This is a genomic window from Priestia sp. YIM B13486 (assembly GCF_042787865.1).
Taxonomy (GTDB): domain Bacteria; phylum Bacillota; class Bacilli; order Bacillales; family Bacillaceae_H; genus Priestia; species Priestia megaterium.
This window is the reverse complement of the sequence record NZ_JBHZOZ010000004.1, coordinates 391,574-415,108: the sequence shown is the minus strand read 5'-3', so window position 1 is coordinate 415,108 and position 23,535 is coordinate 391,574. Positions and strand designations below refer to the sequence as shown.

Annotated in this window: 23 protein-coding genes, 1 tRNA gene and 1 pseudogene; 20 read left to right on the top strand and 5 right to left on the bottom strand. The window is 37.9% G+C overall.

Going from position 1 to position 23,535, the window contains the following annotated elements:
• Positions 1 to 171: 171 nt before the first annotated feature.
• The 3 genes from ACFX4G_RS14045 (at position 172) to ACFX4G_RS14035 (ending at position 4,063) form a co-directional block, all read left to right on the top strand.
• On the top strand, positions 172 to 1,698 hold the full coding sequence (locus tag ACFX4G_RS14045; protein ID WP_043980420.1) for an NCS1 family nucleobase:cation symporter-1: 1,527 nt from the start codon (positions 172 to 174) through the stop codon (positions 1,696 to 1,698).
• A 270-nt stretch (positions 1,699 to 1,968) separates the two neighbouring features.
• A complete protein-coding gene (locus ACFX4G_RS14040; protein ID WP_013081793.1) occupies positions 1,969 to 3,297 on the top strand; it encodes a GntT/GntP/DsdX family permease in 1,329 nt (442 codons plus the stop codon).
• A gap of 154 nt (positions 3,298 to 3,451) precedes the next feature.
• Positions 3,452 to 4,063, top strand: coding sequence for a DUF1349 domain-containing protein (locus tag ACFX4G_RS14035; RefSeq protein WP_028407502.1), 612 nt, complete (start codon positions 3,452 to 3,454; stop codon positions 4,061 to 4,063).
• Between the two features lie 38 nt (positions 4,064 to 4,101).
• Here the strand turns inward: ACFX4G_RS14035 and ACFX4G_RS14030 are convergent, their stop codons facing one another.
• The gene (locus ACFX4G_RS14030; protein ID WP_377575351.1) at positions 4,102 to 4,722 is read right to left on the bottom strand and encodes a YitT family protein; all 621 of its coding nucleotides are present in this window, start codon (positions 4,720 to 4,722) and stop codon (positions 4,102 to 4,104) included.
• Between the two features lie 172 nt (positions 4,723 to 4,894).
• Between ACFX4G_RS14030 and ACFX4G_RS14025 the strand changes: the two genes are divergently transcribed.
• Positions 4,895 to 5,344: an Lrp/AsnC family transcriptional regulator gene (locus ACFX4G_RS14025; RefSeq protein WP_097824304.1), complete on the top strand. Its 450-nt coding sequence runs from the start codon at positions 4,895 to 4,897 to the stop codon at positions 5,342 to 5,344.
• A 27-nt stretch (positions 5,345 to 5,371) separates the two neighbouring features.
• Here the strand turns inward: ACFX4G_RS14025 and ACFX4G_RS14020 are convergent, their stop codons facing one another.
• Positions 5,372 to 6,127, bottom strand: coding sequence for an arylamine N-acetyltransferase family protein (locus tag ACFX4G_RS14020; protein ID WP_377575348.1), 756 nt, complete (start codon positions 6,125 to 6,127; stop codon positions 5,372 to 5,374).
• Between the two features lie 20 nt (positions 6,128 to 6,147).
• Positions 6,148 to 6,742, bottom strand: a pseudogene (locus ACFX4G_RS14015) (DsbA family oxidoreductase).
• A 130-nt stretch (positions 6,743 to 6,872) separates the two neighbouring features.
• On the opposite strand from ACFX4G_RS14015, the gene ACFX4G_RS14010 reads away from it, so the two are divergent.
• The 4 genes from ACFX4G_RS14010 (at position 6,873) to ACFX4G_RS13995 (ending at position 9,514) form a co-directional block, all read left to right on the top strand.
• Positions 6,873 to 6,944: transfer RNA gene (locus tag ACFX4G_RS14010), tRNA-Val, on the top strand.
• Positions 6,945 to 7,112: 168 nt separating this feature from the next.
• Positions 7,113 to 8,558: a DEAD/DEAH box helicase gene (locus tag ACFX4G_RS14005; protein WP_097824301.1), complete on the top strand. Its 1,446-nt coding sequence runs from the start codon at positions 7,113 to 7,115 to the stop codon at positions 8,556 to 8,558.
• Between the two features lie 64 nt (positions 8,559 to 8,622).
• Positions 8,623 to 9,252, top strand: coding sequence for a copper homeostasis protein CutC (locus tag ACFX4G_RS14000; protein WP_318330993.1), 630 nt, complete (start codon positions 8,623 to 8,625; stop codon positions 9,250 to 9,252).
• A gap of 127 nt (positions 9,253 to 9,379) precedes the next feature.
• A complete protein-coding gene (locus tag ACFX4G_RS13995) occupies positions 9,380 to 9,514 on the top strand; it encodes a hypothetical protein (protein ID WP_255255747.1) in 135 nt (44 codons plus the stop codon).
• Positions 9,515 to 9,586: 72 nt separating this feature from the next.
• Here the strand turns inward: ACFX4G_RS13995 and ACFX4G_RS13990 are convergent, their stop codons facing one another.
• Positions 9,587 to 10,978, bottom strand: coding sequence for an amino acid permease (locus ACFX4G_RS13990; protein ID WP_097824299.1), 1,392 nt, complete (start codon positions 10,976 to 10,978; stop codon positions 9,587 to 9,589).
• Between the two features lie 422 nt (positions 10,979 to 11,400).
• Here ACFX4G_RS13990 and ACFX4G_RS13985 point away from each other — a divergent pair, with 422 nt between their 5' ends.
• The 12 genes from ACFX4G_RS13985 (at position 11,401) to lrgB (ending at position 22,971) form a co-directional block, all read left to right on the top strand.
• Positions 11,401 to 11,739, top strand: a complete 339-nt coding sequence (locus ACFX4G_RS13985; RefSeq protein ID WP_097824298.1) for a YflT domain-containing protein — start codon at positions 11,401 to 11,403, stop codon at positions 11,737 to 11,739.
• A gap of 282 nt (positions 11,740 to 12,021) precedes the next feature.
• Complete coding sequence (locus ACFX4G_RS13980) at positions 12,022 to 12,744, top strand: MBL fold metallo-hydrolase (RefSeq protein ID WP_318330994.1); 723 nt, start codon at positions 12,022 to 12,024, stop codon at positions 12,742 to 12,744.
• A gap of 4 nt (positions 12,745 to 12,748) precedes the next feature.
• Complete coding sequence (locus ACFX4G_RS13975; protein WP_318330995.1) at positions 12,749 to 13,327, top strand: TetR/AcrR family transcriptional regulator; 579 nt, start codon at positions 12,749 to 12,751, stop codon at positions 13,325 to 13,327.
• 261 nt (positions 13,328 to 13,588) lie between these two features.
• Positions 13,589 to 15,538: a BglG family transcription antiterminator gene (locus tag ACFX4G_RS13970; protein WP_097824295.1), complete on the top strand. Its 1,950-nt coding sequence runs from the start codon at positions 13,589 to 13,591 to the stop codon at positions 15,536 to 15,538.
• A gap of 161 nt (positions 15,539 to 15,699) precedes the next feature.
• On the top strand, positions 15,700 to 16,005 hold the full coding sequence (locus ACFX4G_RS13965) for a PTS sugar transporter subunit IIB (protein WP_013055477.1): 306 nt from the start codon (positions 15,700 to 15,702) through the stop codon (positions 16,003 to 16,005).
• Between the two features lie 13 nt (positions 16,006 to 16,018).
• A complete protein-coding gene (celB, locus tag ACFX4G_RS13960) occupies positions 16,019 to 17,377 on the top strand; it encodes a PTS cellobiose transporter subunit IIC (RefSeq protein ID WP_013055478.1) in 1,359 nt (452 codons plus the stop codon).
• 13 nt (positions 17,378 to 17,390) lie between these two features.
• Positions 17,391 to 17,720 (top strand): PTS lactose/cellobiose transporter subunit IIA, encoded by a 330-nt coding sequence (locus ACFX4G_RS13955; RefSeq protein WP_025749845.1) that lies wholly within the window; start codon positions 17,391 to 17,393, stop codon positions 17,718 to 17,720.
• Positions 17,717 to 19,045, top strand: coding sequence for a 6-phospho-beta-glucosidase (locus ACFX4G_RS13950; protein WP_043980400.1), 1,329 nt, complete (start codon positions 17,717 to 17,719; stop codon positions 19,043 to 19,045). The genes ACFX4G_RS13955 and ACFX4G_RS13950 overlap by 4 nt, the downstream gene beginning before the upstream one ends.
• A 121-nt stretch (positions 19,046 to 19,166) precedes the next feature.
• The gene (locus ACFX4G_RS13945; protein ID WP_043980398.1) at positions 19,167 to 20,918 is read left to right on the top strand and encodes a sensor histidine kinase; all 1,752 of its coding nucleotides are present in this window, start codon (positions 19,167 to 19,169) and stop codon (positions 20,916 to 20,918) included.
• A gap of 1 nt (position 20,919) precedes the next feature.
• Complete coding sequence (locus ACFX4G_RS13940; RefSeq protein ID WP_097824294.1) at positions 20,920 to 21,660, top strand: LytR/AlgR family response regulator transcription factor; 741 nt, start codon at positions 20,920 to 20,922, stop codon at positions 21,658 to 21,660.
• A gap of 162 nt (positions 21,661 to 21,822) precedes the next feature.
• Entirely contained in the window at positions 21,823 to 22,257 is a 435-nt protein-coding gene (gene lrgA / locus ACFX4G_RS13935; protein ID WP_028412310.1) for an antiholin-like murein hydrolase modulator LrgA, read from the top strand.
• A 33-nt stretch (positions 22,258 to 22,290) separates the two neighbouring features.
• Positions 22,291 to 22,971 (top strand): antiholin-like protein LrgB, encoded by a 681-nt coding sequence (lrgB, locus tag ACFX4G_RS13930; RefSeq protein WP_025749840.1) that lies wholly within the window; start codon positions 22,291 to 22,293, stop codon positions 22,969 to 22,971.
• Between the two features lie 55 nt (positions 22,972 to 23,026).
• Here the strand turns inward: lrgB and ACFX4G_RS13925 are convergent, their stop codons facing one another.
• Positions 23,027 to 23,461 (bottom strand): hypothetical protein, encoded by a 435-nt coding sequence (locus tag ACFX4G_RS13925; RefSeq protein ID WP_016763097.1) that lies wholly within the window; start codon positions 23,459 to 23,461, stop codon positions 23,027 to 23,029.
• Positions 23,462 to 23,535: the final 74 nt, after the last annotated feature.

Sequence of the window (23,535 nt, the reverse complement as noted above, 5' to 3'; positions counted from 1 at the left end):
AATGTTACAATTTGTCCAGTGTATCCCCGTTTCTCATTAAATATAATAAGGGATAACGTTAGTATTTATCACATACTAGAAGGAATCGTCACAAACGCCTTTATATTTCAGAAAATTCAAATAAAATTTGTTTTTTGAAATGAACTTATTTTATGAAAAGGGGTTTTATGGATGAAAACACAAATTGAGCAAGATGGAATTGTGACGCTCACAGATGAGACGCACAATCAGCTGAGCGGCAGTGACCTTTGGAATGAGGATTTACGTCCGACTACGATGAAAGAGCATTCTTGGAAAGGAGTTAACTTTGCCACGCTTTGGATTGGGATGTGTCTGTGTATTCCAGCTTACACAATGGCGAGTGGAATGATGACGCTTGGAATGAACTGGTGGCAAGCAATTGGTACAATCTTTTTAGGAAATGTTATTGTTCTTATTCCTATTTTGCTTAATTCTCACGCTGGAACCAAGTTTGGCATTCCTTATCCAGTATTTGCCCGCCTGTGGTTTGGAGATAAAGGAGCACATATCCCAGCACTGGCTAGGGCCATCGTGGCTGCTGGGTGGTTTGGAATTAATACATGGATTGGAACGGAAGCAATTGATACACTTCTAAGCGCTTCGTTTTCGTCTTGGAATGGTTTAACTGGTCATACAGCCATTGTATTTGCTCTTTTTTGGCTTTTAAATGTAGGAGTGGCATATAAAGGTCCGCAAGCGATTAAAGTATTAGGAGCGATTGCTGCTCCCGTTATTGGTATTTCGGCTATTATTCTTTTTATATGGGCTTATACAAACTCGGGAGGGTGGGGCCCCATTTTATCTACGCCTTCTAAATTTACATCAACAGGAGAATTTCTAGCCGTATTTTTCCCAGCTTTAACGGGGGTTATTGCCTTTTGGGCGACGCTCGCTTTGAACATTCCGGATTTCTGTCGATATGCTAGAAGTCAGAAATCTCAAATGGTTGCGCAAACCTTTTCCTTGCCATTGACGATGAGTATTTTTTCATTTATTGGAATTGCCGTTACTTCAGCAACAATCGTTATATTTGGAGAAGCTATTTGGGATCCAGTGGCCTTAGTAGCTAAATTCCCTCCGTTTATCATTTTCTTAGGAACAATCGTTATCGTGCTTTCTTCTTTAACGATTAATGTGGGAGCAAATATCGTCGCACCAGCCCGTGCAATTGAGAATCTGAATCCAAAGAAAATCACGTTTGCGATGGGGGCGCTAGTGACCGGTATTTTTGCTATTCTACTTCAGCCATGGTACATCATGTCTAATTTCGGGAACTATATTTTCGGCTGGCTTGGAACATACGGAGCGCTGCTTGGCCCTATAGACGGCATCGCCATTGCTGACTACTGGCTTGTAAGAAGGAGACAGATGGCATTAAAGGATTTATATGAGGTAAACGGTCGCTACAGTTATTCAACAGGTTTTAATAAAAACGGCATTTATGCATTAGTAATTGGCGTGGCCATACCCGTTTTAGGCTTACTGATTCCTGGACTGCGCTTTTTATGGGATAATGCCTGGACATTTGGTCTATTCATTTCTATCATCGCTTACACGTATCTCATGAGAGGAGATAAAAGTGTATTAGCGCCGGGGGAATATGAAGAAATAACGTTAAAAACAAGCGAAAAAACGATTATCGACAGTCAAACGGCTGATCCAACCATCACCAAATAAATAAGATGAATCCAATCATTAACATGATTGGATTTTTTTATGTGTTAAAACTGTATGGAAGAAAATTGATAAAATTTTTTTGAGTTTTTTTGTTGATTTAAGAATTTTTTTTTCATATAATTTAAGTAATAAAAAAATGAAATCGTTTTCTAAAATAATTAATGTAAACGATTTCGATAATTGAAACTTATTTTTAAAAAAATTCACAGGATGTAGAGCTTTTTTGCTACATAGAGAAAGCGTTTACTTAAAGGGAAGGTGGAAAGCAAGATGGATGCATACTTATTAGCTATTACAGTTGCCGCAATTGTTATTGTTATTGTAGGTGTTTCAGTTTTTAAATGGCATGCGTTTATTAGTTTAACGGTTGCGAGTTTGTTTTTGGCAATTGCTTCTGGGTTATCAATGGATAAAATTGTTGGCGCTTACGAAACGGGAGTGGGCGGTGTTTTAGGCCACTTAGTAGGAATTTTAGCGCTGGGAACAATTTTAGGTAAGCTGATGGCCGATTCAGGTGCCGGCATGCAGGTAGCGGATTATTTCGTAAGAATATTCGGTGTGAAAAGACTGCCATGGGCGATGCTAGTAGCAGGTTTCATTATTGGTATTCCTGTTTTCTTCGAAGTAGGAATTTTAATTCTACTGCCTTTAGTTATTTCCATTCATAAAACAACAAAACAAAATATATTATTGATTGCTCTGCCGGTTATTGCGGGATTATCAATTGTTCACGGTCTCGTTCCTCCTCATCCAGGTGCGATGGCAGCTATTAGTATTTACGGAGCAAATACGGGGAAAGTGCTTTTATATGCATTAATCATTTCAATTCCAGCTGCAGTTATCGCTGGACCGGTTTTTGCAAAATGGGTTCACAAACGAGTGATTCCAGAAGGAGAACCTGATCTAATTCGTATTACGACAACATCAAAAGATCTTCCTGGTACAGGCGTTTCATTTTTTGTCATTTTACTGCCCGTTCTATTAATGGTCTTAGCAGCTATAGCACCTGTTATTAACGGATTGCCAAGCGGCGTAGTGAAGTTTGTAGAATTAATAGGAAGTCCATTAATTGCACTTTTAATTGCTTGTTTTGCAGCGTTTTACCTGCTTGGAAAACGTCAAGGTATGACAAAAGATGTGATTAAAAAACTAACGGAAGAATGTTTGCTTCCTGTAGGATCTATTGTCTTAATTATTGGTGCAGGGGGCGGCTTCAAACAAGTATTAATCGATAGCGGAGTAGGTACAACGATTGGTCAAATGTCTGAACATCTATCTCTATCACCACTTGTACTTGCATTTTTAATTGCTGGATTAATCCGTATTGCTACAGGTTCAGCAACAGTTGCATTAACAACAGCGGCTGGTATTGTCTCACCAATCATTGAGCATATGTCCGGTGTTAACTTAGAACTACTTGTTATCGTTACGGGTGCGGGTTCACTAATGTTCTCTCACGTTAATGATGCTGGCTTCTGGATGGTGAAGGAGTATTTAGGATTAACAGTGAAAGAAACGTTCAAAACATGGACCGTTCTGGAAACGCTTCTATCCTTTATTGCTTTTGCAGGAGCACTTATTCTAAATGCATTAATTTAAAAATAAGACTCTTTTACTCTATGTAAAAGAGTCTTATTTTTTTATGAAAGAAAAGAATTTGCAAGAAAAATAATCAAAATATTTTATTTATTCGTTAAATTATGGCAAAATGGAAATAGAAGAATAATAGCTTCTAAGAAGGGAATGACAGAGAGTGAGTAATCAACTAGTATTTTTCACAAACTTTTCAGAAGGAAAATTAGATTCAGACGTTTCTTGGTATTGTCCACCAGCTCAATTTCAAATTGATACAGAAACGAATCGATTAGTGATTAAAACAGACGCTAAAACGGATTTTTGGCAGCGTACTCATTATGGCTTTGAAGCGGACAATGGACACTTTCTTTACCGTGAAGTAGAAGGCGACTTTGAAATCATGACAAAGGTGCATACATATCCAGTTAATCGCTACGATCAAGCAGGTCTCATGATTCGTGTATCAAAAGATACGTGGATCAAAACGTCAGTTGAATACAATCCCGATGGTCCTAACCAATTAGGAGCAGTCGTAACCAACCAGGGCTTCTCAGATTGGTCCAGTCAAAATTTTACTCAAAACAAATCAGCGCTTTATTTTAAAATTCAGCGCAAAAACGATGATTACACCGTTTGTTATTCAAGTGATGGAGATTCTTGGACTCAGCTCCGACTCGCTCACTTATTGAACTCAACCAAAGAACCTGTTCAAGTTGGTATTTATGCTTGTAGTCCTCAAGGAGAAGGGTATGAAGCCCAATTTGATTTTATAAAAGTAGAAAAAATGTAAATAAAAACCACGATTTAGCCACAGCTAAATCGTGGTTTTTATTTAGAAAGCGCATTATCTAAACGCTGTGTGACAGAAGCGGATGTCGGTTGATTGTGTAAAGCAATTTTTTGCTTGAAGTAGCTGATGACAAAACCTGTAATCGCAATGGATATAACAGAGAAAATTCCTTTTGAAATTCCAATTGAATACATGCTCGACAGCACGACAAGGAAATCAAATGAAAAATTCACTTTTCCAGGATCCCAGCCAAATTTTCGCTGTGCGAATAACGCTAGAATATTAGCACCGCGGAGAGAAGCTCCGTTCATAAATAAAATGGATAAGCCAAGGCCGGCAATTAGTCCGCCCGTAACAGCACCCATCAGGCTGGGAAGTGTAAAAGAAGGAAGCAAGTGATCGAGTGAAGTGAGAAGCGATAGCAAAGACACTGATCCTATAGTTGTGGCGGTAAATTTCCATCCCATTTGAAAGAAGGAAAAGAGATAAAAAGGAATATTAATGAGAAAAAAGATTACCGCAAACGATAAGGGAAGGGCATATGACAAGCTAAGAGACAGACCAGCTGTTCCCCCCGTCACTACGTGAGAGTGCCGCAAGATAAGAACACCAATACTTGCAATCGTACATCCAAGAATAATCCATAAAACTTTTTTCATAAATAAACCCCTTTGTTTGTTTTTTCGGAATTTTCATTTTCAATTATCTACTTTAATGATAGGATATTAAATAAAGAAAACACATGTATAAATGAAGGAAATAATACTTGTTCTTTTATCAACTTGAATAAAGATTTTATTTATTATATTCATTTTGAAAGGAAAGGTTTGGATGGATGAAATCGATGCACAACTATTGTCTATTTTGCAAAGGGACGGACGTATGACGATTAGTGATTTATCAAAAAAGCTGGCTCTTAGCCGTCCAAGCGTATCAGAAAGACTGCAGCGTCTTCAGGAACGAGGAGTGATCCAGCGTTTTAGCGCTACGGTGTCTCCGAAAGCTTTAGGAAGAGATACACAGCTGTTTATTCAAGTAAGCGAATTAAAAAGAAAACCGGAGGAATTTGAAGACTTTATTGAGCAAAATGAAGACGTGCTTGAATGTCATCGCGTAACGGGGCCGGTTTCTTACTTTATCAAAGCAGCCGTGTCTGGAATGGATGGACTTAGAATGCTAGTGGATGAACTGATTCCTTATGGAAATGTGAATACCTCAATTATTTTAAAGTCGCCTGTAGAAAACAGGATGATTACTCCTGTACAAAAACCGGCCCCATAAGAGGCCGGTTTTCTGTGTAAGGAGATATTAATAAAATCCTTTAATAATATAAAAATGATTTTGTAAAATATCAGGTATTTCTTCTTCTGAAACGTTCCTTTTCGTCTTTTTTTCGCCATCTGTTACAGTTAGCGTTTCACCAGAGAGGGTAATGCGCCCTGTAGGGGTTGCGATCGTAACAAGACGTTTGTGTACAAACGGAGAATCCGCTGACGTTTGATTGAACTCACACATGGGAGTAAAGTTAGTCAGTTTCTTAGGAAGCGTAGACACACGGTACAGCGTTTTCCATACATCATCTTCCCATCGCTGCAAATCATACATATGCTCAGCAACGTTTGTCATACGATAAGAGCCGCTTACATCTATTACTACTTCGCCATTTAAAGGCATTGGCTTGCGCACAGAATCTCCAAATCCAACGTCTACGATGTAAGGCTGATTTTCAATCGTCACAAGGTTTGTAGCGTGACTTCCTTCAATGGTCCACGTGCCGTCGGGTTTTTTGACGGTAGCTGAAACGTAAGAGACTTCATATCCGCTTTCTTTTAACAGCCAGCCAAATAGACCGTTTAATTCGTAGCAAAATCCTCCCCGCAAATTTACGATTAATTTTTGAAAAATTCGTTCTAAATCAATTATGATAGGGGTTTGAGACAGAACATCTAAGTTCTCAAAAGGAACATGAAGCATGTGTTTGTTCTGTAAAGCAGCTAAGCTTTCATACGTTGGGCTATCCGGTTTCTTAGCTAAAAACCGACTAAAATAATAATTAATATTCATCAAATGCACCTCTTAGTAAATCATTTCTCTCTGTCTTTAGCAGAACGTTCATGTAACAGCTCTTTTTCGATTGTCTCTTTGGAAGCAAATCCTTGAAATGCACGGCTGTCAATTTTTAAAGTCGGTACTTTCGTTACATGAGCATCTTCATACGCATGAACTAAGCTATCTTTATGAACTTGTTCGAACGTCCGGTCTTTTAAGATACGTATAAATATTTCTTGATCTAAATGCAAGGAATCAGCGATTTCTGCTAAGACTTCAATCTGGCTAATATCTTTTTCCTCTTCCCAATAAGCTTTAAAAACAGCATCTACATAGGCACTTTCTTGACCATGTTTTTTAGCAAAATGAAAGCCTTCATGTGCTAAATGAGTGCGCGGGTATATTTATTTCTACGTGCAGCTGTTGTGCTAAGGGAGCTATCGATTGATTCCAAGGTCTCTCTAAAACATCTTCTATTTGCTCCATCTGCTGGGCTGGCTCAGGACAAAGTTCAAAAGGCTTCCATTCAATCTCAGTCTTTTGTTCTTTCATGACTTCTCTTAAAGGCTTAGTGGCTAGAAAACATAGTGGACAGACAAAATCAAAATAAAACTCAATATGCGCTTTCATCCCGTCACGCTCCTTTATGGCATGTTTTTATTTTATCAAAAATAAAGACGATCCTTCCAACTTGGGAACTGCGGAAAAATAGTTGACAAAATTGGATAACTCTTTCTATAATATAGTCAATACATATCACGAGCGATTAGTTCAGTGGGAGAATACATCCTTGACAGGGATGGGGTCGGGGGTTCGAATCCCTCATCGCTCATACCAAAGCCGTTTTCTTATTAATAAGAGAGCGGCTTTTCTCTTTTGTTTGACAAATCAATGCTACATTAAATCTTGAGCGCGTATAGAAGAATTAAAGTATAATGAAACATAGTGCATCAGGTCATGATAAAGATAATCACTAATTTAAAATAAATGAGGGTACAAAATGAATCAAAGAAGTTTTAGTCAATATGGTCTTAGTGACAAGGTAGCTAAGGCGCTTTCTAGTCTGCAATACAATCATCCTACGGAAGTACAAAGCAAGGTGCTTCCCATCGCGCTAGAAGAAAGAGATGTTGTCGTGAAGTCTCAAACAGGAAGTGGAAAAACGGCTTCCTTTGGCATTCCACTGTGTGAATTAGTTAATTGGGAAGAAAATAAACCCCAAGCCTTAGTGTTAACACCTACACGAGAGCTGGCTGCGCAGGTAAAAGAAGATATTACAAATATCGGCCGTTTTAAGCGAATTAAAGCAGCAGCTGTCTACGGAAAATCACCGTTTGCTAAGCAAAAAGTAGAATTAAAGCAAAAAACACATATTGTTGTAGGTACGCCTGGACGAGTGCTTGATCATATAGAAAAAGAAACGCTTGCATTAGAGAAAATTCGTTATTTGGTTATTGATGAAGCAGATGAAATGCTAAATATGGGTTTTATTGACCAAGTAGAAGCAATCATTCAACATCTTCCTAGTGAGCGTGTAACGATGCTTTTCTCTGCTACGCTTCCTGAAGATATTGAAGAGCTTTCTCGCAAGTATATGAAAAAGCCGGTTGATGTTGAAATCAAAGCAAATGGATTAACGACAAGTACGATTGACCATTCTGTTATATCAGTAGAAAACGAACGTAAATTTGAACTGCTGAAAGACGTAACCACAGTAGAAAACCCAGACAGCTGCATCATTTTTTGCCGCACACAAGAGCAGGTAAATACGCTGTTAGATGATTTAGATGATCTTGGGTATCCTTGTGATAAAATTCACGGGGCAATGGTGCAAGAAGACCGTTTTGAGGTTATGAATGATTTCAAAAAAGGTAAATTCCGTTATTTAGTGGCGACAGATGTAGCTGCGAGAGGAATTGATATTGATAATATCACACACGTTATTAACTATGACCTTCCGTTAGAAAAAGAAAGCTACGTTCACCGTACAGGAAGAACGGGACGTGCCGGTAAAAAAGGGAAGGCTATCACATTTGTAACGCCTTATGAAGAGAGAATGCTATCGGAAATTGAAGAATATATCGGTTTTTCAATTCCAGCATCTACTCCTCCTTCTAAAGAAGAAGTACAGCAGGCAGCATCCGCTTTTACTGAAAAAATCAATGAGCGTCCAGAAGTTAAAAGGGATAAAAGCGAGTCATTAAATAAAGACATTATGAAGCTGTATTTTAACGGAGGAAAGAAAAAGAAAATTAGAGCGGTTGATTTTGTGGGAACAATTGCGAAGTTAGACGGAGTAACCGCGGACGATATTGGAATTATTACGATCCAAGAAAATGTCTCTTATGTAGAGATTTTGAATGGAAAAGGTCCAAAAGTGTTACAAGCAATGAAAAACAAAACGATTAAAGGAAAGAAATTAAAAGTTCATAAAGCGATTAAATAGCAGAAGGAAGTCCATCTTTTTAAAGATGGGCTTTATTTATAGAGCCAATAAAGGAGTTGAGAGTATGAAGTACATAAAAGAAGCGTGTGCAGAAGGGTATGAGCAGGCAAAAAAAGCAGAAAAGCTAGGAGCAGACCGCATTGAATTGTGTGACAATCTCAGTCAAGGAGGCACTACGCCAAGTTACGGCACCATTGAATATGCAAGCGAACATCTTGATACAGATATCAACGTGATTATTCGCCCAAGAAGCGGTGATTTTATATATTCCGAAGCAGAATTTCAAATTATGAAAAAAGACGTTAAAGCATGTAAAGACCTTGGAGTAAACGGAGTAGTATTTGGCATTTTAACAGAAGAAGCTGAAATCGATTACGGACGCACTAAAGAGTTAATAGCAGAAGCTCATCCTTTAAGCGTTACGTTTCATATGGCATTTGATGAGATTAAAGATAAATACAAAGCCATTGATATACTTAGTGAATTGGGAGCAGACCATATTTTGACCAAAGGAGGGAAAGGATCTGCTTTGCAAAATCTTCATATAATCCGAGAATTGATCACATATGCTAACGACCGTATTATTATTTTGCCCGGCGGAGGAATTCATGAAAGCAACGCAGAGGTGGTTATAAAAGAAACAAAAGCAGCTGAATTACACGGAACAAAAATTGTAGGAGATTTATCTCGTTAAATAAAAAGAGGCTGGGACAAAAGCATTTTAATCCAAGTGAAAAACGAACCATTAATCAATATGTTTGATTCGTGGTTCGTTTTTTTGATGGTGAATATAGTTTCATCTGTTTCGTTCCTTCTAGCAGGTGATTGGAGGGCAAGGCGAAGACTCCTGCGGGAACAGCGAAACAGATGAGACCCCGCAGGAGCACAAGCGACGAGGAGGCTCAGCGGCCGCCCGCGGAAAGCGAAGCCTTGCACGGAAATCAACTGCGGTGTAATAAGCAGTCCAGCTCATCTATCTCATTTGTTCGTCTTGAGATTGAATTCATTTAGTTATGTCTCAACCTCTTTTATTTTGATGTATTTTCTTTTGCTGCTAAGCCGCTCGTCATTTTGGTACGTTGAAAGAAAAAAGAACCTACGACGAGTACAGCAATTAAAAGAGTTAAGAAGAACTGAGAACGTAATGAATCAATAAATGCCATGGCTATAAAAATACTAGTGATGGCAAGGATTGTAGCGTAAGTTAAGTAAGGAAATAACCACATTTTAATTTTTAATGCTTCGGGATTTTCTTTTTCATATTTTTTTCTCATTTTAATCTGTGAAAATGCAATAACAAGATATACAAGAAGCGCTACGCCGCCTGACGCATTCACTAAAAACAAAAAGATTTTGTCCGGTGAAATATAGTTAAAGATAACGCTAATGTACGAGATAACTGTACATGCTAATATCGCGCTAACCGGCACGCCTTTTTTATTTAATTTTGAAAAACTTTTTGGCGCATCGCCGTTTTGAGACATGGAAAACAGCATGCGAGAACTTGTATACAGACCAGAATTCAGACAGGAAAGAACGGCTGTTAAAATAATAAAGTTCATAATTTGAGCTGCGGCCGGTACATTCACTAATTCAAGAATAGATACAAATGGGCTTTTCATTAGGCTTGACGAATTCCACGGAAGAACCGTTACTAAAATAAAAATAGAGCCTAAATAGAAAAACAAAATGCGATAAATAACGGTATTGGTCGCGATGGTAATGGCTTTTTCAGGCTGAGACGATTCACCTGCTGCGGTTGCGACAATTTCTGTTCCCATAAAGGAGAACATGACAAGGGCAATTCCTAAAAATACAGAGCTAATTCCATTCGGTAAAAAGCCGCCTTTGTGCAAAAGGTTGGAAGTGCCGGGAGAATCAATTCCTGGAATGAATCCACAAATAATAGCTATACCTAAAATTAAAAAAAGAACGATACTGACGACTTTAATGAGGGAAAACCAATATTCAAATTCTCCGAAAGATTTAACAGAGTACAGATTGGTCATCGTTAATAAAAAAGTAAGAGCCAGGCTTACTCCCCAAGACGGCAAAGACGGGAACCAGTATTGAATAATATTTGCACCTGCAATGGCTTCAACAGCAATAACGATAACCCAGAAAAACCAGTAAAGCCAGCCAATCGTGTAGCCGGCCCAAGGGCCTAATGCTTCTTTTGCATAAGTAGAAAAAGAACCGCTGGAAGGATTGGCAGTAGACATTTCGCCAAGCATTCGCATGACTAAAATAACGAGCAAACCAGCAAATGCGTACGAAAAAATAGATCCCGGTCCAGCGGTGTTAATGAGTGATCCGCTTCCGATAAATAATCCAGCACCGATAATTCCTCCAAGAGAAATCATGGTGATATGCCGGATCTTTAACTCTTTTTTTAACTGTGGCTGTGGATGGCTGTTCATTTGTAACCTCCTATATAAATTGAATTTTTAGTTAATATGGAGAATTATAGTATTTTGTAAGACGTATGGACAGGATGTTGTTAGAGGTTCTTTCATACAAAAAGCGGATATGAATTGTTGCATTCATATCCGGCTTACTCTGACACAGATATTCATTATGCGTATAAAGTACCTGATTAGCGTTTTTTTCCTTTTTATAATAAGCAATGTAGCTGAAAATAAACTGAATGATTGTTTCAAATAATTTAATCAAAAGAGGTATACATTCTATTAAAGGATAATGTGGAGTGATATTCAAACTCTCTGCAAAGCTCTAAATGCGGGTTTTCCTTTCTGAAAACGGGTATATATAGTGGTAAGAAGTTTATTCTTTTGTTAAGTATAAAAGAAAGATGTGCGATAGAAACAGGAGGTTATAAATAATGAAACATGTTGAAGTAGTAGAAAAAGGAGCAAACATTAACGAAGCAGTTAATCAATTTGCAGACAAAGGTTTTGAGAAAGAAGAAGTATACGTGTTTACGTATGACAAGGAAAATTCTAAAAATTTAACAGAAGTAACGGACACAAATATTATTCGACTGTCTGAAGAAGGTCCTTTACATTCAGCAGCGAGTTTATTTTTAACCAGAGAAGATGAGCTTCGAACAAAAATGGCTTCACTAGGCTTATCAAAAGACGAAACAAAAAAATATGAAGAAGAGTTAAAGAAAGGCAGTGCGATTGTAGTGGCTGCTACAGGAGAAAGAAAAGACGTTTAAGTTTAATAGAGGCTATGAAAAAAGTAGTTTAGTTAAAGGAAGATCCGAACGCGTTTGATTCTTGATAGAGAATCAAACGCGTTCGGATTTTTTTGTGGGGAGGGTATAACAAGTGATCTATACGAGCTTCTTTATCCCATTTGTTCGTCTTTAGATTTAATTGATTTTGTTATGTCTCACACTTTTTTGTTTTTTCCAATATATGATTGATAAAACTAATGGTATTAGTTAAAATTAAAACTAATACCATTAGTTTTAATTTTGATAATAGGGGATGAGGAAATGAGAATAGTTCGTGAGAAAATGTTGTATCAACTGACGTTTTTGCCTCGCTTTTTTCCAGTGAATTGTTATTTAGTCGAAGAGAAAGACAGTCTTACATTAATTGATGCGGCTCTTCCATACAGCGCGTCGGGTATTTTGAAAGCTGCAGATCAAATTGGAAAACCGATTACTCGAATTGTTTTTACACATACTCATGAAGATCACATCGGAGCGATTGATCATTTGAAAAAAAGGTTACCGAATGCTTCTGTTTATATGTCGCAAAGAGATTATCGATTATTTTCAGGAGATTTCACACTCGATTCTGAAGAACCTCAAAACCCAATCCGTGGAGGAATACCAAAACTAGGAAAGGTTTCAACTAAAATTGATCATTTCATCGAAGAAGATTCTTATATAGGCTCACTTGCTCCTATTTTTACACCTGGACATACACCTGGATCTATGTCTTTTTTAGACCAGAGAACGAACGCATTAATTGCCGGAGATTCGTTCCAAGTGCGAGGAGGAATTGCGGTATCAGGTCAGTTAAAACCGCTGTTTCCGTTTCCTGCCTTTGGAACGTGGAGCAAAGAGCTAGCGCTTAAAAGTGCAGAAAAGCTACATGAGCTAAACCCGTCACTTCTTGCTGTTGGACACGGAAAAATTCTTTCTCAGCCGCTAAAATTGATGGGGAAAGCAATACAACAAGCGAAAGTGAAAATAGAAAAAAGGAGATGAAGGGATGTCGCCACGACAAGGACTAGATTTCAAAAAGGTTATTCAAACAGGTGAAAATTTGGCCAATCGTGAAGGGTTTTATGCTGTTACAATTGCTTCATTAGCAAAAGAATTAAATGTTCGTCCACCGTCTTTATATAACCATATAAAAGGATTAGAAGAGCTGCGCAAAGAACTGGCTTTAAGTGGACTGCAGCAGCTATATCATCTTTTAAAAAGTACTGTCGAACATGCTTCCGCAGAAGACGCTGTTTATCATCTAAGTAAAGCGTACGTTTCATTTGTAAGAAAGTCTCCGGGAATATACGAAGCAACGGCAACGGTAGCACCAAGGATAAAGGATGAAGAAGTACAAAAAGCATCTGATAACATTTTGTTTTTAGTGCTGGATGTGTTGAAACCGTATCAGCTTCGGGAAAATGAAGCCCTTCATGCTGTTAGAAGTCTTCGCAGCATTTTACATGGGTTTTCTTCTTTGGAGCATAAAGGGGGATTTGGAATGTCATTAAGCACTGATGAGACTCTAGACTTTTTAATCCGTACGTTTGCATTGGGCCTACACCGGTATAAACAGACCACATAAATTTCATTAAAGCCACTAAGCCTAATGCTTTAGTTGAAATTGAAAAAAAAGAGAAAGAATGATAGATTACAAATAAAGACATTTATTCCTATTGTTTTAGGGTTGTTACTGATGAAGCAGGCAAAACCTAAGCTGCAAGGACAGAAAAAGATAGTTTCTGTTTGTTGCTGTTTAGGTATTTTTTGTTTTTGTTTAAAATAACCAGCCCTTTTTCATTTGTTTTATAAGGGAGAAATCTTCTGAGAATGGAGAGAAGCAAACATGCTTAATTCAAGAATGATCGTCATATTAAGAGAACTAATGTCCGTACAGTCTACATTATCAACCGTTACGAGTGAATATTTAGCAACAGTAAATCAAGTATCTTCTCGAACTATTCGAACGGATATAAAACAGCTAGATGACATTTTGTCTCAGTACGGAGCTAAAATTAAATCAGCTCGTGGGACAGGATATGAACTTAGCGTTTTAGATGAAAAACAGTTCCATCACCTATTAAAAGAACTTTCGGCTAATCAATTATTTGATGCAACTTCTATTCCAACCGTTCCTGATGACCGCGTGCATTATTTAATCAAAAGATTGCTGCTAGCAGACGAATATTTGAAGCTCGAAGATTTAGCAGACGAGTTGTATATTAGCAAGTCAACGGTTCAAAACGATTTAAGAGATGTTAAAAAACAGCTGTGTAAGTATGATATTCTTTTAGAAAAACGTCCTAACTATGGCTTGAAAGCTAAAGGGGACGAAATGAAAATGAGATTCTGTATGTCTGAGTACATATTCAACCGAAAAGATAAAGAAATAGATATGGTATACAATAAAATATCTATTCTGCCCCAAGAATCAATCTTAACGATTAAAGCCCACATTTTAAATCAAATAAAACGATACAATATTATGGTTTCAGACATTGGATTAAATAATTTAATCATTCATTTAGCTATAGCTTGTAAGCGAATACAAGAAGAAAATTTTATTTCTTTGTATTCAGAAGATCTGCTTGAGATTATGGAACATAAAGAATATGAAGTGGCAGCTGAAATTGTGCGGGAGATTGAAAATGCATTCAAGATTCGTTTTCCGAAGTCAGAAACGGCATATATCGCCATTCATTTGTTAGGTACAAAAATGCTCAACAATAGCAATCATGAAGAAAAAGAAGTGAAGCAGTTTATTGACACAAATATCTATGAATTAACAGCAGCTATATTAGAAGCAATTGAAAAAGAGCTTCATTTAGGAATTAGTGAAGATTCAGAGCTGATCCTTGGCATGAGCTTGCATTTGAAACCGGCTATCAATCGCTATAAATATGGAATGAATCTGCGAAACCCGATGCTTGAAGGAATTAAGAGTCATTACCCTCTGGCTTTTGAAGCTGGGATTATAGCTGGGAAGGTTTTGAAAAATCGCCTTGAAATCGACATGCATGAAACGGAAATTGGCTATTTAGCTTTACATATTGGAGGGGCCATTGAACGTCGGAAAATTATCAATCAGCCTAAGCGCTGTTTGATTGTATGCGCATCGGGAGTAGGGAGTGCCAAGCTATTATCATATAAGCTGCAGGCTACTTTTGGATTAAATCTGACTATTTTAGGAACAACGCAGTATTATAAGCTTCACCAAATGTCGCTGCACTCTTTAGATTTTATTGTTAGTACCATTCCAATTCCAGATCATCTTCCTGTTCCTGTAGTACAAGTAAGTACGATTCTAGGAAACAGTGATTTTAAAAAAATTGATTGTTTAATGAAGAACAAACAGCAGCCTTCCTTAGAATACACAAAAAAAGAATTAGTATATTTACAGCAAGAATTTCAAACGAGAGAAGAAGTGCTTCATTTTTTAGGAGAGAAATTAACTCATCTAGGACTAGTTCCTTCTCAATTTATAGAATCTGTTTTTGAAAGAGAAGCTGCATCACCAACAAGTTTTGGCAATCTCGTTGCGATTCCTCATCCTATGGTTCCTCAAACGGATACGACGTTTTGGGCCATTTGCACGTTAAAAAAACCGATTATGTGGGAAGGAAACCTCGTACAATTTATTTGCCTTTTAAGTGTAAAAGCCAATAATCAAGGCGATTTGCAAAAGATGTACAGTTTGTTAGTCCGCGTTGTGGATGATAAGCAGGTCGTGCAGCGCTTAGTAAAGTGCAAGGATTATGAGGAATTTATAGAGGTGTTTATGAAAAATATTAGATAAAAAAAGAAGTCTAAGAGAGGGGCTTCTTTTTTTATCTGAATGTTCAAACATAATTTTTCCGCTAGTAACGGAAAAAGGTTGTGTATAAATGTAAGCGCTTTTATTTTAAGATAAAACTATCAACAAAACAGATAGCAAAATAAAAAACGGGGGAATGACAAATGAATATTCTATTATGTTGTGCAGCTGGAATGTCTACAAGTTTACTAGTAACAAAAATGGAAAAAAGCGCTCAGGAGCAAAGCACGGAGTATAAAATTTGGGCGGTTCCTGGTGACTCTGTTCGCAACCATATTGATCAAGCGGATGTACTTTTATTAGGACCTCAAGTGCGTTACCTATTGCCGCAGCTTAAGAAGCTAGGTGAAGAAAAAGGAGTGCCAGTTGACGTTATAAATCCTGTTCACTACGGAACGTGTAATGGAGAACAAGTGTTAAAATTTGCAGTTCAACTAGTTTCAAAATAGGAGTGTGGACTACATGAGCAAATTTAATAGTATGCTTGAAAGCAAAGTAATGCCTATCGCTGGAAAAATGGCGGGTCAACGCCATTTACAAGCACTTCGAGACGGTATTGTTCTGACAATGCCGCTCATTATTATCGGTTCAGTATTTTTAATACTGTCGAATTTACCGATACCAGGTTATAACGACTTTATGGCAGGGATTTTCGGAAAAGAATGGGCAACGAAAATGGCCTATCCAGTTGGAGCTACATTCGATATTATGGCGCTGCTTGCTTGTTTCGGAATAGCCTATCGGTTAGCTGAAAAATACGGAGTAGATGCTTTGTCCGCAGGGGCTATTTCACTTGCTGCTTTTTTACTTGCTACTCCGTATAAAGTGTCCTTTCTCCCAAGTGGAGCCAAAGAAGCTATTTTAGTAGACGGCGGAATTCCAACCGCTTTAATGGGAAGTAAAGGACTCTTTGTAGCAATGATTGTCGCGATTCTCTCTACGGAAATTTACAGATGGTTTATTCAAAAAGACATTATCATCAAGATGCCTGATGGGGTTCCTCCCGCTGTTGGAAAATCGTTTGCTGCTCTTATTCCTGGCTTTACGGTAATAGCATTTATTTGGATTTTACGTTTGTTAGTAGAACAAACGCATTTTGGAAGTCTGCATAATATCGTTGGAGAATTGCTTGGAAAGCCTTTAGGTGTGTTAGGCGGCAGTTTAGGCGGTACGCTAGTTGCCGAACTTGTTATTATGCTCATGTGGTCATGTGGACTTCATGGAGCGAATATTGTCGGTGGAATTATGGCTCCCATTTGGTATGGAGCTATGGATGAAAACCGAATTGCATTTGCTAATCATGAAGCATTACCAAATATTTTTACACAGCAGTTCTTTGATATTTGGATTAATATCGGAGGCAGCGGAGCAACGTTAGCTCTAGTTGTAGCTATGATTTTAAAAGCACGCAGTCAACAAATGAAGCAGCTTGGTAAGTTAGGAATAGGACCAGCTCTTTTTAACATCAATGAGCCAATCATCTTTGGACTTCCGATGGTGATGAATCCAATGATGCTTATTCCGTTTATTATTACCCCTCTTGTGACGGTAGTAGCAACCTATATTGCGATGTCGACAGGACTGGTAGCAAAACCAGCAGGTATTGCGGTTCCTTGGACTATGCCTCCGATTATTTCTGGCTATTTGGCAACAGGAGGGAAATTATCGGGTGCAGTTATGCAAGCTATTAATATCGGAATCTCTGTTTGCATTTATTATCCTTTCTTTAGAATGTGGGATAAACAAAAATTCACTGAAGAAAATGGTATACAGCCTGCAGCTGAAGGGGTACCAAGTGATACAAAGAAAGATATTGTGTGAGGAGGGATAAAGGATGGAAGGCATTCAAGAATATATTTTTAAATTAATCTTACACGGTGGAAACGGCAGAAGTTCAGCAATGGAAGCGATAGCAGCTGCCAAAAGCGGAAATTTTTCAGAAGCACGTGAAAAGCTTACACAAGCTGCAGAAGAATTAAATGCTGCTCATCATATCCAAACGTCGTTAATTCAAGGTGAAATTAGAGGGGAAAGCACAGAAATTTCTCTGCTCATGATTCATGCTCAAGATCATTTAATGAATGCGATGACGGTAAAAGAAATGGCTACTGAATTTGTAGATTTATATGAAGCAATCAAAATTTCTGGGGGGATTACACTATGAAAAAAGGTATTAAGATTGTAACGATTGGCGGAGGTTCAAGCTATACGCCTGAACTAATAGAAGGATTTATTAAACGATACGATGAACTTCCAGTTCGAGAACTGTGGCTAGTAGACGTTGAAGAAGGAAAAGAAAAGCTAGAGATTGTTGGTAATTTGGCAAAACGAATGGTGAAAAAATCAGGTTTGCCAATTAATGTTCATTTAACGTTAGATCGAAGAGAAGCACTAAAAGATGCAGATTTCGTAACGACTCAATTCCGAGTTGGTTTGTTAGATGCACGAGCGAAAGATGAAAGAATACCGCTAAAATACGGGGTGCTTGGTCAAGAAACAAATGGACCGGGCGGATTATTTAAAGGACTTCGCACGATTCCCGTTATTTTAGATATCTGCCGTGACATTGAAGAGTTATGTCCAGAAGCTTGGCTGATTAACTTCACAAATCCTGCAGGCATGGTAACAGAAGCTGTGCTCCGCTATAGTAACATTAAAAAGATTGTAGGACTTTGTAATGTACCAATCGGAATGGAAATGGGGATTGCTAAGCTGCTTGATGTAGATCACTCTCGCATTCGAATTGATTTTGCTGGTTTAAATCACATGGTCTATGGATTAGATGTATATGTAGATGGTGTAAGCGTTAAAGATCAAGTTATTGATTTATTGAGTGATCCAACTAACAGCAGCTTTGTGAAAAATGTAGCGGGACTTGGATGGGAGCCAGAATTTACAAAAGCCCTAAATGCGTTAACGTGTCCATATCACATGTACTATTATAAAACGCGTGAAATGGTAGAAAAAGAGCTCGTTAATTATGAAAAAGGTGAAACGAGAGCAGAAGTCGTAAAACAGTTGGAAAAAGAGCTGTTCGAACTGTATGAAGATCCTAATCTAGACATTAAACCGCCTCAATTAGAACAGCGCGGCGGAGCCTATTATAGTGATGCAGCCGTTCGATTGATTACATCCATTTACACGGATAAAGGTGATATTCAGCCCGTAAATACTATCAATAATGGTGCCATAGCAAGTATTCCTGCTGATTCTGCCGTAGAAGTAAGCTGTATCATTACAAAAGATGGACCGAAGCCAATTTCAGTCGGCGACCTTCCTGTACCTGTGCGAGGTCTTGTTCAAACAATTAAGTCATTTGAGCGTATTGCAGCTGAAGCAGCAGTGACCGGAGATTATGATAAAGCTATTTTAGCATTAACCATTAATCCTCTTGTGGCTTCTGATAAACTAGCTAAGCAAATTGTAGACGAGATGCTAGAAGCTCATAAAGATTACTTGCCTCAATTTTTTAAAACGGTTCAAGCTTAAAATCAAGCTGTGCGAATACAGTACGTATTCGCACAGCTTTTTTTCTATTTGTAAAGCTAGATTTCTGCCACCATCAATGTAACAATATAAAGTAGAAACGGACAGCAAAGGGTGGCTAGAAATGATTCATTTATTAATTATGATGGTAGAACGAGTCGGAGTTATTGTCATCTTAGGTTTTTTGCTGGCACATACAAAAGTTTTTCGGCAATTTCTCCGCAAACAGCAAGGATATAAAGGAAAAGCTGTACTTATTTTTATTTTTTCTCTTTTTAGCATTATTAGTAACTACACGGGAATTGAGATTCAAGGAACAATTATTCGAAATGAAGACTTATTATTAAAAGTAGATCCATCAAGCTCGATTGCAAATACACGAATTATGGGTGTGGAAATGGGCGGTCTGCTTGGCGGTCCATTTGTTGGTTTAGGAGTAGGAATACTTGCTGGCGTTCATCGCTTTATGTTAGGAGGGAGTACGGCGTTTAGCTGTGCAGTTTCATCCGTTTTAGCAGGGGTGTTAACTGGATATATCGGCTATGCCTACCGGAAAAAACATCGAACGATTACACCGCGCTTTGCTGCACTTGTAGGCATAGCGATGGAAACGCTTCAGATGCTGATTATTTTATTATTTGCTAAACCGTTTGATTCGGCATGGACGCTAGTGAGTATTATTGCTATTCCAATGATTATTGTAAATGGCACGGGAAGCTATATTTTCTTATCTATTATTCAGTCCATTTTACGGCAAGAGGAACAAATGAGAGCGCTTCAGACACACAAAGTATTATTAATTGCGGATCAAACTCTTCCACATTTTCGTCAGGGTCTTACTAGTGAATCATGTGAAAATGTTGCAAATATTATTCATCGCTTCACAGGTACGGATGCTGTTTCGCTAACTGATACGCACAAAATTTTAGCTCATGTAGGGGAAGGAATTGATCATCACGTTCCTTCGCATAGTTTAATTACCGGGCTGTCTCACGAAGTGCTGAAGACAGGAAAAATTATGAAAGCAAAATCGAGAGAACAAATTGATTGTCAGCATAAAGACTGCCCGCTTCATGCCGCTATTGTGATGCCGCTTACTTCTCACGGTACTACCATTGGAACACTAAAAATGTACTTTAAAGATGCGAGCGGGTTAAGCCGAGTGGAGGAAGAGCTGGCAGAAGGATTAGCTAAACTTTTTTCAACTCAGCTAGAGCTCGGCGAAGCAGAGCTTCGAAGTAAATTGCTAAAAGATGCGGAGATTAAAGCTTTACAGGCTCAGGTGAATCCTCATTTTTTATTTAATGCTATTAATACGATATCGGCGCTGTGCAGACAGGACGTAGAAAAAGCCAGAAAGCTGCTTTTGCAGCTAAGCATTTATTTTCGTTCCAATTTGCAAGGTGCAAGGCAGCTGTTGATTCCGTTATCAAAAGAGCTTGATCATGTTCACGCGTACTTATCGCTTGAACAAGCCAGGTTCCCTAATAAATACGAAATTGACATGTATATTGAAGAAGGGCTAGATGATGTCTTGCTTCCACCATTTATTCTTCAAGTGCTTGTGGAAAATGCCATTCGGCACGCCTTTCCGCGTAAACAAAAGCACTGTCGCGTAGAAGTTCATATTGAGACAAAAGATAAATATGTATACGTAAAGGTAAAAGACAATGGACAAGGTATAGACACAAAACGATTGCAAAAGCTTGGCAATCAGCCCGTTTTTTCAGAAAAAGGAACGGGGACGGCTCTTTACAATATTAAACAACGTTTGCACGGATTATTTGGAAAAGAAACAACGCTAGAGTTTGACATAACAGAAGGAACAGCGGTTTCGTTTGTTATACCAATTGAATTAAAAAGCGAGGGTGTATAATATGCTGCGAGTACTAATAGTAGATGATGAAATGTTAGCGCGAGATGAATTAAAATATTTATTACATCGAACGAAAGAAGTAGACTTCATTGAAGAAGCTGAAAGTATCGAAGAGGCGTTGGATAAAATGATGGATGAAAAGCCGGATTTATTATTTTTAGATATACAACTGTCAGATGACAGCGGTTTTGATATTGCTAAAAGGCTTAAAAAAATGAAAAATCCGCCAGCTATTATATTTGCAACCGCGTACGATCAGTACGCTTTACAAGCCTTTGAAGTAGATGCAATTGATTACATTTTGAAGCCTTTTGACGAAGAAAGAGTGGTGCAGGCCATTCATAAATATAAAAAAATGCGTGTTCCTCATTCCGCTGTGAAAGAAGAAGAATCGTTAGGAGAGTCTTCTTCTCAAACTGGAAAGTTAGCGATTTCTGTAGACGATTCGATTGTGTTGGTGAATATAAAGGACATCTTGTTTGTAGGGTTAATAGAAGGAGAAGTCACCATTCAGACTATAACAGAATCCTACCATACTGCTGATACGCTTGCTATGCTAGAAAAAAAGCTCCCTTCTCAGTCGTTTAGTCGTGTGCACAGGGGATATATCGTCAACGTAGATCATATTTCCGAAGTACAGCCTTGGTTTAATTCTACGTATAATTTAGTAATGAAAAACGATGAGCGAGTTCCTGTCAGCCGTACATATGCTAAAGAATTAAAGAAACGTTTAGGAATTTAAGAAAAAAACAGCTTGCGTATGCATTTTGGCAAGCTGTTTTTTGCATTTCAAGGCTCGATTTTTGTAAGTGAGCACAAATATTTGACTCTTTGATTTGAAAACGCTTTCCTATTGATTTTCATTTTATATAATGAAGTCAACAAACAGAGAGAGGTGAAAGAAATGAGTGCTAAAAAAGTGTATGGCTTCTTAACACAAGCATTTATTTTTTCCGTAATTATGTTGATTTCAGATTTTATTGCAGAGCATTTGCCTTTTCCAATGCCTGCTTCAGTCATTGGACTTGTGCTGTTATTTCTTGCACTCTGCTTGAAGATTATTAAACTAGAGCAAGTTGAATCACTGGGAACGGCTTTAACTTCTTTGATCGGATTTTTATTTGTACCAGCAGGTATTTCTGTTATGAATTCATTAGGTGTTATGCAGCAGTACGGCATTCAAATTTGTTTAGTTATCATCGTGGCAACGATTATTTTGTTAGGCGTTACAGGCTTATTTTCACAGCTTATACTTGGCATGACAAAAGATAATAAAGCAAAAGAAGAAATAAAAGATGTAGATATGAGTGAAAAAACGAAAAAACAAGGTATTGCTTAACATCAATTATAAAGAGACAAGGTGGTTGGAAAGATGAATCCGTATTTTGGAATCGTGGTTTCTTTAGCTGCGTACGGCATTGGAACGTATTTATTTAAAAAGTCAAAAGGTTTTTTCTTATTTACTCCTTTATTTGTGGCAATGGTACTAGGAATTGCTTTTTTGAAAATTGGTCATTTTTCTTATGAGGAATATAGCAGCGGCGGGAAGATTATCAGCTTCTTTTTAGAACCGGCAACAATTGCTTTTGCCATCCCTTTATATAAGCAAGCCGATAAATTAAAAAAGTACTGGTGGCAAATTCTTTCTTCTATTGCAGTAGGGTCAGTTTGTTCGGTAGCGATTATTTTTGCGATTGCTAAAGGTATTCATATGGATGAAGTTGTGATGAAATCAATGCTTCCGCAAGCAGCTACAACAGCGATTGCGCTCCCATTGTCTCAAGATATTGGAGGGATTCCTGCTATTACTTCCTTTGCTGTTATTTTTAACGCAGTCATCGTATATGCGCTGGGCGCTTTATTTTTAAAAATATTCAAGGTGAAGAATCCAATTTCAAAAGGATTAGCTCTTGGAACTTCTGGACATGCGCTGGGAGTAGCCGTGGGAATTGAAATGGGAGAAGTAGAGGCAGCCATGGCAAGTATTGCAGTTGTTATTGTAGGCGTCGTCACAGTTGCCGTTATTCCACTTTTTGTTCAGCTAGTCATGTAACAAAAGCCTGAAGGAGTCAGAGATTTTCTGACTCCTTCAGGCTTTTGTTTGTTAATTAATACACCACTCCAAAATGTCGTGATGCGCAGTTTTGACAGGTTGTATGGTCAAAAAGACTCTCAGGAATGATAAATTCAAAACAAAATTGACATTGTTTGAATTGACTTTGTCTATAAAACATTGTCTCTAAGAAAATAGCTGTAATATGTTCAGTTATGTGCTTATGGGAACGTTGTTCTAAAGTGGACCATGGAATAGACTGATGCTCTATGTAAATCGGACAGGAAGTATAGGGTGTATCCCATTGAATGGCTTGATATCCAAACGTAAGGCCATGATGAGCTGCTGATGTAAATATGATTAGATTTTGATGGAATTCTGGCAGAGGTAATTCTAGTTTTTGATCTTTAAGCGATCTCGTTTTGGAATGAAGGTTATACAATTTAATTTGAAAATGAATCCACTGAGTGGCGTGAACGGTTATTGACATGTTTTAAACCTCCAATTCAGACTCTTTCTTTTATCATAATTGATTTCAAAATAAATAAATAGTAGACAAAAAGA

Excerpts from the sequence above, each read along its gene's own strand:
- ACFX4G_RS14040 (WP_013081793.1), top strand. The coding sequence starts at position 1,969 with ATGGATGCATACTTATTAGCTATTACAGTTGCCGCAATTGTTATTGTT.
- ACFX4G_RS13980 (WP_318330994.1), top strand. The coding sequence starts at position 12,022 with ATGAGAATAGTTCGTGAGAAAATGTTGTATCAACTGACGTTTTTGCCT.
- ACFX4G_RS13975 (WP_318330995.1), top strand. The coding sequence starts at position 12,749 with ATGTCGCCACGACAAGGACTAGATTTCAAAAAGGTTATTCAAACAGGT.
- ACFX4G_RS13985 (WP_097824298.1), top strand. The coding sequence starts at position 11,401 with ATGAAACATGTTGAAGTAGTAGAAAAAGGAGCAAACATTAACGAAGCA.
- ACFX4G_RS13990 (WP_097824299.1), bottom strand. The coding sequence starts at position 10,978 with ATGAACAGCCATCCACAGCCACAGTTAAAAAAAGAGTTAAAGATCCGG.
- ACFX4G_RS13970 (WP_097824295.1), top strand. The coding sequence starts at position 13,589 with ATGCTTAATTCAAGAATGATCGTCATATTAAGAGAACTAATGTCCGTA.
- ACFX4G_RS14005 (WP_097824301.1), top strand. The coding sequence starts at position 7,113 with ATGAATCAAAGAAGTTTTAGTCAATATGGTCTTAGTGACAAGGTAGCT.
- ACFX4G_RS13925 (WP_016763097.1), bottom strand. The coding sequence starts at position 23,461 with ATGTCAATAACCGTTCACGCCACTCAGTGGATTCATTTTCAAATTAAA.
- ACFX4G_RS13965 (WP_013055477.1), top strand. The coding sequence starts at position 15,700 with ATGAATATTCTATTATGTTGTGCAGCTGGAATGTCTACAAGTTTACTA.
- ACFX4G_RS13955 (WP_025749845.1), top strand. The coding sequence starts at position 17,391 with ATGGAAGGCATTCAAGAATATATTTTTAAATTAATCTTACACGGTGGA.
- lrgA (WP_028412310.1), top strand. The coding sequence starts at position 21,823 with ATGAGTGCTAAAAAAGTGTATGGCTTCTTAACACAAGCATTTATTTTT.
- celB (WP_013055478.1), top strand. The coding sequence starts at position 16,019 with ATGAGCAAATTTAATAGTATGCTTGAAAGCAAAGTAATGCCTATCGCT.
- lrgB (WP_025749840.1), top strand. The coding sequence starts at position 22,291 with ATGAATCCGTATTTTGGAATCGTGGTTTCTTTAGCTGCGTACGGCATT.
- ACFX4G_RS14020 (WP_377575348.1), bottom strand. The coding sequence starts at position 6,127 with ATGAATATTAATTATTATTTTAGTCGGTTTTTAGCTAAGAAACCGGAT.
- ACFX4G_RS14025 (WP_097824304.1), top strand. The coding sequence starts at position 4,895 with ATGGATGAAATCGATGCACAACTATTGTCTATTTTGCAAAGGGACGGA.
- ACFX4G_RS14030 (WP_377575351.1), bottom strand. The coding sequence starts at position 4,722 with ATGAAAAAAGTTTTATGGATTATTCTTGGATGTACGATTGCAAGTATT.
- ACFX4G_RS14045 (WP_043980420.1), top strand. The coding sequence starts at position 172 with ATGAAAACACAAATTGAGCAAGATGGAATTGTGACGCTCACAGATGAG.
- ACFX4G_RS13950 (WP_043980400.1), top strand. The coding sequence starts at position 17,717 with ATGAAAAAAGGTATTAAGATTGTAACGATTGGCGGAGGTTCAAGCTAT.
- ACFX4G_RS13940 (WP_097824294.1), top strand. The coding sequence starts at position 20,920 with ATGCTGCGAGTACTAATAGTAGATGATGAAATGTTAGCGCGAGATGAA.
- ACFX4G_RS14000 (WP_318330993.1), top strand. The coding sequence starts at position 8,623 with ATGAAGTACATAAAAGAAGCGTGTGCAGAAGGGTATGAGCAGGCAAAA.
- ACFX4G_RS13945 (WP_043980398.1), top strand. The coding sequence starts at position 19,167 with ATGATTCATTTATTAATTATGATGGTAGAACGAGTCGGAGTTATTGTC.